Origin of the sequence: Enterobacter cloacae complex sp. SHL001 (assembly GCF_049236825.1) — a bacterium.
GTDB lineage: Bacteria > Pseudomonadota > Gammaproteobacteria > Enterobacterales > Enterobacteriaceae > Enterobacter > Enterobacter hormaechei_C.
On the sequence record NZ_JBMKIP010000002.1, the window covers coordinates 238,733 to 251,957 of the forward strand.

Annotated in this window: 15 protein-coding genes; 8 read left to right on the forward strand and 7 right to left on the reverse strand. The window is 57.0% G+C overall.

Going from position 1 to position 13,225, the window contains the following annotated elements; genetic code table 11:
- Positions 1–86: 86 nt before the first annotated feature.
- Genes cmoB through ACOTYH_RS06665 form a run of 5 tightly spaced genes read right to left on the reverse strand, consistent with a single transcriptional unit; the run spans position 87 to position 3,667 of the window.
- Positions 87–1,058 (reverse strand): tRNA 5-methoxyuridine(34)/uridine 5-oxyacetic acid(34) synthase CmoB, encoded by a 972-nt coding sequence (cmoB, locus tag ACOTYH_RS06645; RefSeq protein WP_015570275.1) that lies wholly within the window; start codon positions 1,056–1,058, stop codon positions 87–89.
- On the reverse strand, positions 1,055–1,798 hold the full coding sequence (gene cmoA / locus ACOTYH_RS06650; RefSeq protein WP_421637633.1) for a carboxy-S-adenosyl-L-methionine synthase CmoA: 744 nt from the start codon (positions 1,796–1,798) through the stop codon (positions 1,055–1,057). Before cmoA ends, cmoB begins: the two co-directional genes overlap by 4 nt.
- A gap of 40 nt (positions 1,799–1,838) precedes the next feature.
- Positions 1,839–2,234: an MAPEG family protein gene (locus ACOTYH_RS06655; protein ID WP_003859737.1), complete on the reverse strand. Its 396-nt coding sequence runs from the start codon at positions 2,232–2,234 to the stop codon at positions 1,839–1,841.
- 51 nt (positions 2,235–2,285) lie between these two features.
- Positions 2,286–3,104, reverse strand: a complete 819-nt coding sequence (locus tag ACOTYH_RS06660; RefSeq protein ID WP_032669630.1) for a DUF72 domain-containing protein — start codon at positions 3,102–3,104, stop codon at positions 2,286–2,288.
- Entirely contained in the window at positions 3,101–3,667 is a 567-nt protein-coding gene (locus tag ACOTYH_RS06665) for a hydrolase (protein ID WP_421637634.1), read from the reverse strand. The genes ACOTYH_RS06660 and ACOTYH_RS06665 overlap by 4 nt, the downstream gene beginning before the upstream one ends.
- A gap of 262 nt (positions 3,668–3,929) precedes the next feature.
- Between ACOTYH_RS06665 and aspS the strand changes: the two genes are divergently transcribed.
- The 6 genes from aspS (at position 3,930) to ruvB (ending at position 9,185) form a co-directional block, all read left to right on the forward strand.
- A complete protein-coding gene (aspS, locus tag ACOTYH_RS06670) occupies positions 3,930–5,702 on the forward strand; it encodes an aspartate--tRNA ligase (protein WP_017384352.1) in 1,773 nt (590 codons plus the stop codon).
- Position 5,703: 1 nt separating this feature from the next.
- On the forward strand, positions 5,704–6,147 hold the full coding sequence (gene nudB, locus ACOTYH_RS06675) for a dihydroneopterin triphosphate diphosphatase (RefSeq protein WP_006811037.1): 444 nt from the start codon (positions 5,704–5,706) through the stop codon (positions 6,145–6,147).
- Between the two features lie 27 nt (positions 6,148–6,174).
- The gene (locus ACOTYH_RS06680; protein WP_003859747.1) at positions 6,175–6,915 is read left to right on the forward strand and encodes a YebC/PmpR family DNA-binding transcriptional regulator; all 741 of its coding nucleotides are present in this window, start codon (positions 6,175–6,177) and stop codon (positions 6,913–6,915) included.
- A 34-nt stretch (positions 6,916–6,949) separates the two neighbouring features.
- Positions 6,950–7,471: a crossover junction endodeoxyribonuclease RuvC gene (ruvC, locus tag ACOTYH_RS06685; RefSeq protein ID WP_003859749.1), complete on the forward strand. Its 522-nt coding sequence runs from the start codon at positions 6,950–6,952 to the stop codon at positions 7,469–7,471.
- 80 nt (positions 7,472–7,551) lie between these two features.
- Entirely contained in the window at positions 7,552–8,166 is a 615-nt protein-coding gene (gene ruvA / locus ACOTYH_RS06690; RefSeq protein ID WP_003859751.1) for a Holliday junction branch migration protein RuvA, read from the forward strand.
- An 8-nt stretch (positions 8,167–8,174) separates the two neighbouring features.
- A complete protein-coding gene (gene ruvB / locus ACOTYH_RS06695; RefSeq protein WP_003859753.1) occupies positions 8,175–9,185 on the forward strand; it encodes a Holliday junction branch migration DNA helicase RuvB in 1,011 nt (336 codons plus the stop codon).
- Between the two features lie 52 nt (positions 9,186–9,237).
- Here ruvB and znuB read toward each other — a convergent pair whose 3' ends face one another.
- Together znuB and znuC are read right to left on the reverse strand one after the other, a co-directional pair.
- Positions 9,238–10,023: a zinc ABC transporter permease subunit ZnuB gene (znuB, locus tag ACOTYH_RS06700; protein ID WP_015570280.1), complete on the reverse strand. Its 786-nt coding sequence runs from the start codon at positions 10,021–10,023 to the stop codon at positions 9,238–9,240.
- Positions 10,020–10,775 carry a zinc ABC transporter ATP-binding protein ZnuC gene (znuC, locus tag ACOTYH_RS06705; RefSeq protein WP_017384350.1) on the reverse strand — a complete coding sequence of 252 codons (756 nt, stop codon included), beginning with the start codon at positions 10,773–10,775 and terminating at the stop codon, positions 10,020–10,022. Before znuC ends, znuB begins: the two co-directional genes overlap by 4 nt.
- Before the next feature lie 77 nt (positions 10,776–10,852).
- Between znuC and znuA the strand changes: the two genes are divergently transcribed.
- On the forward strand, positions 10,853–11,797 hold the full coding sequence (znuA, locus tag ACOTYH_RS06710) for a zinc ABC transporter substrate-binding protein ZnuA (protein WP_058707350.1): 945 nt from the start codon (positions 10,853–10,855) through the stop codon (positions 11,795–11,797).
- A 15-nt stretch (positions 11,798–11,812) separates the two neighbouring features.
- A complete protein-coding gene (gene mepM, locus ACOTYH_RS06715) occupies positions 11,813–13,132 on the forward strand; it encodes a murein DD-endopeptidase MepM (RefSeq protein ID WP_003859762.1) in 1,320 nt (439 codons plus the stop codon).
- The last annotated feature ends 93 nt before the right edge of the window (positions 13,133–13,225 follow it).

A 13,225-nucleotide genomic window follows, 5' to 3' on the forward strand; every position in this document is an offset into this window, starting at 1 on the left:
TCTTTTTTGCCCGGTGGCGCTGCGCTTACCGGGCCTGCGAAATCACGCGTAGGCCGGGTAAGGCGCAGCCGCCACCCGGCTAAAGGCTACGGCTTGGTCGCAATCAATACCGCACGCATCGGGGCCGGATAGCCTTCGATGGTTTTACTGTGATCGTCCGGGTCGAGGAATTGCTCCAGCGATTCGGTGATCATCCAGTCGGTGCGGCGCTGTTCCTCAACTGACGTCACGCACACATCGGCGATGCGTACATCGACAAATCCACATTTCTCCAGCCAGTTCTTCAGCGCCAGCGCGGAAGGGATGAAGTAAACGTTGCGCATCTGCGCATAGCGATCGCCCGGCACCAGAACGGCATGTTCATCGCCTTCGATGACCAGCGTTTCCAGCACCAGTTCGCCGCCGCTGACCAGCTGATCTTTCAGTTGCCACAGATGCTCCAGCGGGGAACGACGGTGGTACAGCACGCCCATCGAGAAAACGGTATCAAACGCTTTCAGGGCAGGGAGTTGCTCGATACCCAGCGGCAGCAGGTGCGCACGCTGGTCGTTACCCAGCAGCTTACGCACCGCTTCAAACTGGCACAGGAACAGCTGCATCGGATCGATACCGACGGCCAGATGCGCGCCTGCGCCGATCATGCGCCACATGTGATAGCCGCTACCGCAGCCCACGTCCAGAATGGTGCGCCCGGTCAGGTCGGATAAATGCGGCAGAACGCGATCCCACTTCCAGTCAGAGCGCCACTCGGTGTTGATATTTACGCCGTACAGCGAGAACGGCCCTTTGCGCCACGGCATCAGGTTACGCATCAGCGTTTCGATGCGGTTGATCTGCCCGGCCGGGAGCGGCTCTTCGCTCTCCGCCGTCACGCTGTGCAGTAAATCCAGACGATGAGGCGTCAGTTCAGGCAGAAACTCCACGGCGTTGGACCACTGCTTCAACAGACCATGCTGCTGATCGCGCTGCCAGGTGGCAATTTGCGCAGGCAGGGTTTCCAGCCAGTGGGAAAGGTGGTTTTTGGCAATCAGCTGATAGAAATTACCGAACTCGATCATGCTGCGTCTCCGGCTTTAAGCGCCACCAGAGAACCAAAGTTAAAGCACTGGAACCACAGTTCGCTGTGTTCAAATCCGGCTTTGCGCAGGCGCGCTTTGTGGGTTTCTACGGAATCCGTCAGCATGACGTTTTCAAGCATGCTGCGCTTCTGGCTGATCTCCAGCTCGCTGTAGCCATTTGCACGCTTGAAATCATGGTGCATGTTGAACAGCATTTCGCCCACGCTGGCGTCTTCAAAGCTGAATTTCTCAGACAACACCAGCGCGCCGCCCGGGTTCAGGCCCTGATAAATTTTATCCAGCAACCGCTGACGATCGTCCGGCACCAGGAACTGAAGGGTAAAGTTCAGTACCACCATCGAGGCGTTCTGGATGTCGATATCGCGGATATCGCCTTCTACCACCTCCACAGGCGTAGGGGCTTTATACGCGTCAATGTGGCGACGGCAGCGTTCGACCATGGCCGGTGAGTTATCGACAGCCACAATCTTGCAGCCTTCGTGATGAACGTTACGACGAATGGACAGCGTTGCCGCTCCCAGCGAACAGCCCAGGTCATAGACCTGCGTGCCGGGTTGAACAAAACGCTCCGCCAGCATGCCGATCATGGAGATAATATTGGAATAACCGGGAACAGAGCGCTGGATCATATCCGGGAAGACTTCGGCTACCCGTTCATCAAAGGTCCAGTCGCCCAGGCTGGCGATAGGCGCGGAAAAAAGCGTGTCGCGATCTGACATAACGTAAAAATCCGGGAAAAATAAAGGGGCATATTGTGCGCTAATGGAAGGAGAAAACCAACTCCCACGGCATATACCAAAGGTTAGCCAGCACCATCAGCAAAAGCGAGCACCAGGTCGCGCTCATGCCAGAACGACGCCAGCGGATCAGGCGGTGGTGAAAACCATAATAATGCATCAAACGCCCAGCTATCAGCAGCAGCCCACAGACGTGCACCATCCAGGTTTCTGCGCCATCCATCTCCATTAACAGCAGTAAAATTAACGCGACGGGAATGTACTCGACCGCGTTGCCGTGGATGCGGATTGCGCTTTGTAGCTCAGAAAAGCCCCCGTCACCGTACGAGACGCGGTACTGCATTCTCAGGCGCACAACATCAAATGAAAACTTAATCAGCAGTAATGCACCTAACACCGCATACAGCGCGCTGACCATACTAACTCCCTGTTTTTGGCAGATGGCACGTCTCTATGATAGGGGGTGATTTCAGAAAAGAGAAGATTGTTGTGGGATGGACGGCGCGGGGCCAACCGACGGAACCGCCTGCTGCAAGGCTTGCCAGAGAGCATCGACCAGTTCAGGCGCCTGTGCGATATCCGGCGTATGTAAAAAAAGGTACGGCGTGGTGGTGTGCTCCCATTTCGCCAGCGTTTGCAGCCAGACGGCGAACATCTCCTCATTTTGCTGCATGTTATCGCTGCCGATAAACCGGACCATCGGGTTCTGTGCCGTTACGATCGCGTGGACGGGCACTTTCGGTTTTTTGCGCTGGGCATCAACAACGGCTTCGCTGTGCGGGATTGCGCTATGTACGGGGCGGCTGTCGAGGATCACGCGGTTGACCGATCGTTCATGCAGGCCGCGATTGAGCGCTTTCTCCACGTCGCCCTTGGCAAAGAATTCCGGATGCCTTACTTCTACGCCGTAGGTGAAGCCATGCGGCAGGGCGTCGAGAAACTGCCAGAGGGCAGGCAGGTCGCGCGGGCCAAACGTGGCGGGAAGCTGGAGCCAGTACTGGCCAATACGGTTGGCCAGAGGCGACATCCGGGTGAAAAACTCGTGGGTTAAATCATCGCAGTTGCGCAGCGCGGCGTTGTGGGAGATGGTCGCCGGGAATTTAAAGCAAAAGCGGAAGTCGTCGGTGGTTTGCTCGCGCCAGCGTTCGACGATCTCCGCGCGGGGCAGAGCGTACAGCGTGGTATTGCCCTCAACGCAGTTAAAGTGTCGGGCATACTCTTCAAGGCTGGTAATACCCAGGCGCACCCATTTCGGGTGCGACCACTGGGGCAGGCCCACGTACATCATAGCGCGTTGAGGATCTCATCCGTGCTGCGCACGCGACCGATACGCGGGAAGATATGGGTCATGCTGCCCTGGTGCTGATCCGCAGAGGCTGCGCTGCACGCATCTTCCGCGATCACCAGGTTAAAGCCCAGCTCCCAGGCGTTACGGGCGGTGGATTCCACACCGATGTTGGTGGAGATCCCGCACAGAATAATAGTGTCGATCCCGCGACGGCGCAGCTGGAGCTCCAGGTCGGTGCCGTAGAATGCGCCCCACTGGCGTTTGGTGACTTCTATATCGCTGTCGCGTTTACCGAGCGAGACAGGATATGTCCACCAGTTGTCCGGCAGCGCCTGCGCCGGGGCCTTGGCATCAACCGGCTGCTTTAACGCTTCGGCGAAATCAGCGGACCAGCCGACGCGCACCATAACAACAGGCGAGCCGCTGGAGCGGCATTTTTCTGCCAGGCGCGCAGCGCGGCTGACCACATCGTCAGCGGTGTGCGGACCACCGGCAAAAGGCAGAATGCCTTCCTGTAAATCAATGACCACAAGGGCGGTTTTGGTGGCATCAAGTGTAAACATCGTCACTCCCGTCAAATGATTGCTTTTCTACACCTTACGACGTGATGGCCTGTTATCGGTCGGATAATTTTGTTAATTTTTGTGAGAATAGGCAATAAGAGTTCAGCAAACGCGCGTCAGGCCGTGCTTCGCTCTTATCGTGCGGCAGAATTTCCAGTATAATAGCCGCCTTTTTTCATCCAGTTGTGACATACAGAAAGCTGCGACATCGTAGCCTGCGAGACAGGCGACAATCAGCCTGCGGCTAATTAAGGGATATCTCATGCGTACAGAATATTGCGGGCAGCTGCGTCAGTCCCACGTCGGGCAGCAGGTCACCCTGTGTGGTTGGGTCAATCGTCGTCGCGATCTTGGTAGCCTTATCTTTATTGATATGCGTGACCGCGAAGGTATCGTTCAGGTGTTCTTCGATCCGGATCGCGCTGATGCGTTGAAGCTGGCTTCTGAGCTGCGCAATGAGTTCTGCATTCAGGTGACGGGCACCGTGCGTGCGCGTGACGAGAAAAACGTCAACGCCGACATGGCGACCGGCGCTATCGAAGTGCTGGCGTCCGATCTGACGATCATCAACCGCGCGGAAGCGTTGCCGCTGGACTCCAACCACGTCAACACCGAAGAAGCGCGTCTGAAATACCGCTACCTGGATCTGCGTCGCCCGGAAATGGCTCAGCGCCTGAAAACCCGTGCGAAAATCACCAGCCTGGTGCGCCGTTTTATGGATGACCACGGTTTCCTTGATATCGAAACCCCGATGCTGACCAAAGCCACGCCGGAAGGCGCGCGCGACTACCTGGTGCCATCTCGCGTCCATAAAGGCAAATTCTACGCGCTGCCGCAGTCACCACAGCTTTTCAAACAGCTGCTGATGATGTCCGGCTTCGATCGCTACTATCAGATCGTGAAATGCTTCCGCGACGAAGACCTGCGCGCTGACCGTCAGCCAGAATTTACCCAGATCGATGTGGAAACCTCCTTCATGACCGCTGAGCAGGTGCGTGAGGTGATGGAAGCCCTGGTGCGTAGCCTGTGGAACGACGTGAAAGGCGTTGAGCTGGGCGATTTCCCTGTCATGACCTTCGCGGAAGCCGAGCGTCGCTACGGTTCTGACAAACCAGACCTGCGTAACCCGATGGAGCTGGTGGACGTGGCAGACCTGGTGAAAGCCGTTGAGTTCGCGGTCTTTGCTGGCCCGGCTAACGATCCGAAAGGCCGCGTGGCTGCCCTGCGCGTTCCGGGCGGTGCTGCCCTGAGCCGTAAGCAGATTGACGACTACGGCAACTTCATCAAGATCTACGGCGCGAAAGGTCTGGCCTATATTAAAGTAACCGAGCGTGCAAAAGGTCTGGAAGGCATCACCAGCCCGGTGGCGAAATTCCTGAATGCGGACATCGTGGAAGCGATCCTTGAGCGCACCGGCGCGCAGGACGGCGACATGATCTTCTTCGGTGCAGACAACAAGAAAGTGGTTGCGGATGCGATGGGCGCGCTGCGTCTGAAGCTCGGCAAAGACCTGAACCTGACCGACGAAAGCAAATGGGCGCCGCTGTGGGTAATCGACTTCCCGATGTTCGAAGACGACGGTGAAGGCGGCCTGACCGCGATGCACCACCCGTTCACCTCGCCAAAAGAGATGACGGCGGCAGAGCTGAAAGCAGCGCCGGAAGACGCGGTGGCAAACGCCTACGATATGGTCATCAACGGCTACGAAGTGGGCGGCGGTTCCGTGCGTATTCACAGCGGTGAAATGCAGCAGACCGTGTTCGGCATTCTGGGCATTAACGAGCAGGAGCAGCGCGAGAAGTTTGGCTTCCTGCTGGACGCCCTGAAGTACGGTACCCCTCCGCACGCGGGTCTGGCCTTCGGTCTTGACCGTCTGACCATGCTGCTGACCGGCACCGACAACATCCGTGATGTGATCGCCTTCCCGAAAACCACCGCAGCGGCGTGTCTGATGACTGAAGCGCCAAGCTTTGCCAACCCGGCCGCGCTGGCTGAGCTGGGCATTGAGGTGGTGAAGAAGGAAGAGAAAAACTGATATGGCATATAAGCGTCCCGTTTCGGTTCTGGTGGTCATTTATGCAGAAGACACGAAGCGGGTGCTGATGTTGCAGCGGCGCGACGATCCGGATTTCTGGCAGTCGGTTACCGGCAGCCTGGAAGAGGGGGAGACCGCGCCGCAGGCCGCCGCGCGTGAAGTAAAGGAAGAGGTCGCCATTGACGTTGCTCGCGAGCAACTGACCCTGAAGGACTGTCAGCGCACGGTGGAGTTTGAAATTTTTAGCCATTTACGTCATCGCTATGCACCGGGCATTGAGCGCAATACGGAATCGTGGTTCTGCCTTGCGCTTCCCCATGAGCGGGAGATCGTGTTCACGGAACACCTGACCTACCGCTGGGTGAATGCGGCGGATGCCGCCGCACTGACCAAGTCGTGGAGCAACCGGCAGGCGATTGAAGAATTTGTAATTAACGCAGCCTGAGAAGGCGCGATTTTTGGAGAACTTTTTATGGCAGGTCATAGTAAGTGGGCCAACACCAAACACCGCAAAGCGGCACAGGATGCCAAACGCGGTAAAATCTTTACCAAAATCATTCGTGAGCTGGTGACAGCGGCGCGTCTGGGCGGCGGCGATCCGGCCTCTAACCCACGTCTGCGCGCAGCGGTGGATAAAGCCCTGTCTAACAACATGACGCGTGACACCCTGAACCGTGCCATCGCACGTGGCGTGGGCGGTGATGAAGACGCGAACATGGAAACCATCATTTATGAAGGTTACGGTCCTGGCGGTACGGCGGTGATGGTTGAGTGTCTGTCCGACAACCGTAACCGTACCGTTGCGGAAGTGCGCCACGCGTTCACCAAAACCGGCGGCAACCTGGGCACTGACGGTTCCGTAGCGTACCTGTTCAGCAAAAAAGGCGTCATCTCCTTCGAGAAAGGCGACGAAGATGCGATCATGGAAGCGGCGCTGGAAGCCGGTGCGGAAGACGTGGTGACCTACGACGACGGTGCTATTGATGTTTACACCGCATGGGAAGAGATGGGTGCCGTGCGCGATGCGCTGGAAGCGGCTGGCCTGAAGGCGGATAACGCTGAAGTCTCCATGATCCCGTCTACCAAAGCGGACATGGATGCGGAAACCGCACCGAAACTGCTGCGTCTGATCGACATGCTCGAAGACTGCGACGACGTGCAGGAAGTGTATCACAACGGTGAAATCTCTGATGAGGTTGCAGCGACTCTCTGATGAGAGCCTGTAAACCGTTTACGGGAGACGCGTGATGTCGATTATTCTCGGGATTGACCCCGGCTCACGCGTCACCGGCTATGGCGTTATCCGTCAGGTGGGACGCCAGCTAACCTACCTCGGCAGCGGCTGTATTCGCACCAAAGTGGACGATCTGCCGTCGCGCCTGAAGCTCATCTATGCGGGCGTGTCGGAGATCATCACCCAGTTTCAGCCGGACTATTTCGCCATCGAGCAGGTCTTTATGGCGAAGAACGCTGACTCGGCGTTAAAGCTCGGTCAGGCGCGCGGCGTGGCGATTGTTGCCGCCGTGAACCAGGATCTGCCGGTGTTTGAGTACGCGGCCCGTCAGGTTAAGCAGACGGTGGTGGGCATTGGTAGCGCGGAGAAAAGCCAGGTGCAGCACATGGTGCGTACCCTGCTGAAGCTCCCTGCGAACCCGCAGGCCGACGCCGCGGATGCGCTGGCCATTGCGATTACCCACTGTCACGTCAGCCAGAATGCGATGCAAATGAGCGAGTCGCGGCTCAATCTGGCGCGTGGCAGGTTACGATAATGACAAATCAGGCTGGATGTTTATCCAGCCTTTTTTTATTATGTCGGCAGATAATTTCTTCCAGAACGCAGGAGCGTCACGTGATAGGCAGACTCAGAGGCATCATCATTGAAAAACAACCCCCGTTAGTGCTGCTGGAAGTGGGTGGCGTGGGCTATGAAGTCCATATGCCGATGACCTGCTTCTACGAGCTGCCGGAGGCGGGCAAAGAGGCGGTTGTCTTTACCCAGTTTGTGGTGCGTGAAGACGCTCAGCTGCTGTACGGCTTCAATAACAAACAGGAACGCACCCTGTTCCGCGAATTGATTAAAACCAACGGCGTCGGGCCGAAGCTGGCCCTGGCGATTCTGTCCGGTATGTCAGCGCCACAGTTTGTGAACGCCGTTGAGCGTGAAGATCCGGCTGCGTTAATTAAACTTCCGGGCATCGGGAAGAAAACCGCCGAGCGTTTGATTGTCGAGATGAAGGACCGCTTCAAAGGTCTGCATGGCGATCTGTTCACGCCGGCAGCCGATCTAGTGCTGACTTCCCCGGGCGCGCCTGCATCGGATGATGATGCCGAGCAGGAAGCGGTTGCCGCGCTGGTGGCGCTGGGCTATAAACCTCAGGAGGCCAGCCGGATGGTGAGCAAAATTGCTAAACCGGATGCCAGCAGTGAAACCCTGATTCGTGAAGCGCTGCGCGCTGCATTGTGAGGTAAAGGATGATTGAAGCAGACCGCCTGGTATCGGCAGGCACTATTCAGCCAGATGACGTGGTGGATCGCGCGATCCGTCCCAAACTGCTGGATGAGTACATCGGCCAGCCGCAGGTTCGTTCTCAGATGGAGATTTTCATCCAGGCGGCAAAGCTGCGCGGCGATGCGCTCGATCACCTGCTGATTTTTGGGCCGCCGGGGTTAGGTAAAACCACCCTGGCGAATATCGTCGCCAATGAAATGGGCGTTAACCTGCGTACCACCTCCGGCCCGGTACTGGAGAAAGCAGGGGACCTGGCGGCGATGCTGACCAACCTCGAACCGCATGACGTGCTGTTTATCGATGAGATCCACCGTCTTTCACCGGTGGTGGAGGAAGTGCTCTATCCGGCAATGGAGGATTACCAGCTGGATATCATGATCGGTGAAGGTCCGGCCGCGCGCTCGATCAAAATCGATCTGCCGCCGTTTACCCTGATTGGCGCCACGACCCGCGCCGGCTCTCTGACCTCTCCGCTACGCGACCGGTTTGGTATCGTGCAGCGTCTGGAGTTTTATCAGGTGCCTGACCTTCAGCATATTGTGGGCCGCAGCGCGCGCTACATGGGGCTGGATATGAGCGAAGAGGGGGCGTTTGAAGTGGCGAAGCGCTCCCGCGGTACGCCGCGTATCGCCAACCGCCTGCTGCGCCGGGTGCGTGACTTTGCCGAGGTGAAGCACGACGGCACCATATCGGCCGAGATCGCCGCCCAGGCGCTGGATATGCTGAATGTCGATGCCGAAGGCTTTGACTATATGGACCGTAAGCTGCTGCTGGCGGTGCTGGATAAGTTCTTTGGCGGGCCGGTAGGGCTGGATAACCTGGCGGCGGCAATTGGCGAAGAGCGTGAGACTATCGAGGACGTGCTGGAGCCGTATCTGATCCAGCAGGGCTTCTTGCAGCGTACCCCGCGTGGTCGTATGGCAACGGTGCGGGCGTGGAATCATTTCGGCATTACGCCGCCCGCGATGCCGTAAGCAGCGATAAATTGTAGCCCCGGTAAGCGAAGCGCCACCGGGGACATGCTGACTACTGCGCGGTCTTTTTCATCATACTGAAAATAAACAACACCGCCGCGCACAGTACCACCGACGGCCCCGCTGGCGTGTCATAAAACGCCGAGAAGGTTAACCCGCCCGTCACCGCAATCATTCCGATAATCACCGCGATACCGGCCATTTGCTCCGGCGTACGCGCAAAACGGCGCGCAGTGGCGGCAGGAATTATCAGCAGCGACGTGATGATCAGCGCGCCAACAAATTTCATCGCCACGCCGATGGTTAACGCCGTCACCAGCATCAACAGCAGCTTCACGCGCTGAAGCTTCACGCCATCGACAAAGGCCAGATCCGGGCTGACGGTCATAGCCAGTAAATTCCGCCACTGCCACAGCAGGATCCCGAGCACCACTGCCACGCCAATGGCAATAGAAATCAGATCTTCGGGCGTGACGGCCAGCAGATCGCCAAACAGGTAGGCCATCAGGTCCACGCGGATGTTTGACATCAGGCTCACCACCACCAGGCCCAGCGACAGGGCGCTGTGCGCCATAATGCCGAGCAGGGTATCAATTGCCAGATGAGGACGTTTTTCCAGCCAGACCAGACCGGCAGCCAGCAGCAGCGTGACGACAATCACCGCATAAAACGGGTTCACGTCCAGTAACAAACCAAACGCCACACCCAGCAATGAAGCATGGGCCAGCGTATCGCCGAAATAGGACATTCTGCGCCAGACGACAAACGAGCCGAGTGGACCCGCGGCGCAGGCAAGCATAATCCCGGCCAGCCAGCCGGGCAGTAACAGTTCAATCATGAGTGTCCATTTCCCCGACGCAGGACGATTCGTCCCTGTAAATCATGGCGGTGATTGTGATTATGACGATAGATGCCCAGCTGCTCGGCGCCACGATGGCCAAACATAGAGATAAATTCCGGATGCATTGACACCACTTCCGGCGTGCCGGAACAACAAATGTGATGGTTCAGGCACAGCACTTCGTCGGTTTTGGCCATCACCAGATGCAGATCATGGGACACCATCAGCACCGCGCAGTTTAGCTCCCGACGGAGCTGGTCAATCAGATCGTACAGCGCAACCTGACCGTTGACGTCAACACCCTGCGTCGGCTCGTCCAGGACCAGCAGCTGAGGGCTGCTGAGCAGGGCGCGGGCAAGTAATACGCGCTGGGTTTCACCGCCCGACAGCTTTTGCAAGGGTGCCTCAACAAGATGTCCCGCCTGAACGCGTTTAAGCGCCGGGAGGATATCCGCTTTACGCGTACCGGGACGGAGGCGCAGGAAGCGGCTCACCGTCAGGGGCAGGGTGGCATCGAGGTGTAATTTTTGCGGCACATAGCCGATACGCAACTTGTCTTGGCGGACGATAACACCTGCGTCAGGGGCTACCAGGCCTAATACGACGCGTACCAGCGTCGACTTGCCTGCACCGTTAGGGCCGAGCAGCGTGAGTATTTTGCCGGGCTTCAGATTCAGCGACACGTCAGAAAGGACGCGGCGCTGGCCGAATGAGACCGAAACATTTTCAAGAGAAACTAAAGTCGTCATGTCAATTTAAGCTTGCAGAAGTCATCGAATGTTATAATATCACATTCCACGCATTCATTACGATGATTAGTCGCATTATGTTACAGAAAAATACGCTTCTTTTCGCAGCTTTATCCGCTGCTCTTTGGGGTACAACAGCACAAGATGTTAACGCCGCCGTTGTCGCTTCGCTTAAACCGCTTGGATTTATCGCCTCTGCCATCGCGGATGGGGTCACTGAGACCCAGGTTCTGCTGCCTGATGGTGCTTCCGAGCATGATTATTCCCTGCGTCCATCTGATGTAAAACGCTTACAGAACGCGGACTTAGTGGTCTGGATTGGTCCTGAGATGGAAGCGTTCATGCAGAAGTCAGCCAGTCAGCTTCCCGCTGAGAAACAGGTGACGATTGCCGGGCTGTCCGGCGTGAAACCGTTACTCATGAAAGGAGCTGAGGACGAGGGTGACGACCACGACCACGACCATGCTCACGGTGAAAAAGGTGACGACCATCACCATCACGGCGAATACAACATGCATCTCTGGCTCTCCCCAGAGATAGCGCGGCTTACAGCGGTTGCAATCCACGACAAATTAGTGGAACTTATGCCGCAAAGTCGAATCAAACTCGACGCCAACCTGAAGGATTTTGAGGCTCAATTAGCTGCAACCGACAAACAGGTGGGTAACGAGCTCGCACCGCTTAAAGGAAAAGGGTACTTCGTTTTTCATGATGCCTACGGGTATTACGAGAAACATTACGGTCTGACCCCGCTGGGGCATTTTACCGTCAACCCTGAAATTCAGCCTGGTGCGCAGCGTTTACATGAAATCAGAACACAGTTGGTTGAGCAAAAAGCGACATGCGTTTTTGCTGAGCCACAGTTCAGGCCAGCGGTCGTAGAAGCCGTGGCCAGGGGAACATCCGTGCGCATGGGAACCCTTGACCCGCTAGGTACGAACATCCAGTTGAGCAAAGCGAGCTATTCGCAGTTCCTCAGCCAACTGGCGAATCAGTATGCGAGCTGCCTGAAAGGAGATTAACGAGGAAGTGAATACGTGCAACAGATAGCCCGCTCTGTCGCCCTGGCATTTAACAATCTGCCTCGACCCCACCGCGTTATGCTGGGGTCGCTTACAGTTCTCACATTAGCGGTCGCCGTCTGGCGGCCCTATGTTTACCACCCGAGTTCCGCCCCAATTATTAAAACCATCGAACTGGAGAAGAGCGAGATCCGCTCTCTGCTGCCTGAGGCCAGCGAGCCTATCGATCAGGCCGCTCAGGAAGATGAAGCGATTCCCCAGGATGAGCTGGATGACAAGATCCAGAATGAAGCCGGCATTCATGAATATGTTGTTTCTACTGGCGATACGCTGAGCAGCGTCCTGAACCAGTACGGTATCGACATGGGCAACATCAGCCAGCTCGCCGCATCCGATAAAGAGCTGCGTAACCTGAAAATTGGTCAGCAGCTTTCCTGGACCCTAACGCCCGACGGCGATCTGCAACGTCTGACCTGGGAGATGTCCCGTCGCGAAACCCGCACCTACGATCGCACTGCAAACGGTTTCAAAATGACCAGCGAATTGCAGCAGGGCGACTGGGTTAACAGCGTCATGAAAGGGACCGTCGGCGGCAGCTTTGTTTCCAGCGCACGCGATGCCGGCCTGACCAGCGCTGAAATCAGCTCGGTGATCAAAGCCATGCAGTGGCAGATGGATTTCCGCAAACTGAAAAAAGGCGATCAGTTCTCTGTCCTGATGTCCCGCGAAATGCTGGATGGTAAGCGCGAGCAGAGCCAGCTGGTGGGTGTTCGTCTGCGTTCAGACGGCAAAGACTACTACGCTATTCGCGCGGAAGACGGTAAGTTCTATGACCGCAGCGGTACGGGTCTGGCAAAAGGCTTCCTGCGTTTCCCAACGGCGAAACAGTTCCGCGTCTCCTCCAACTTCAACCCGCGTCGTCTGAACCCGGTAACTGGCCGCGTAGCGCCGCACCGTGGCGTTGACTTCGCCATGCCGCAGGGCACGCCAGTGCTGGCGGTAGGGGATGGTGAAGTGGTCATGGCGAAACGCAGCGGTGCTGCTGGCTACTACGTTGCTATTCGTCACGGTCGTACGTACACCACCCGCTACATGCACCTGCGTAAACTGCTGGTCAAACCGGGCCAGAAAGTGAAACGTGGCGATCGCATCGCGTTGTCCGGTAACACCGGCCGGTCGACGGGTCCGCACCTGCACTACGAAGTGTGGATCAACCAGCAGGCGGTTAACCCGCTGACGGCAAAACTGCCGCGTACCGAAGGGCTGACCGGCAAAGATCGCAAAGATTACCTGGCGCAGGTGAAAGAGGTGATGCCGCAGCTGCGCTTCGACTAAGCTCTCCTGATTTAAAAAGCCGGCGTCAGTATGCGCCGGCTTTTTCTTTTGTGCGCGGGCGGCAGCCTCGCTACACTATCCGAATATATTTTT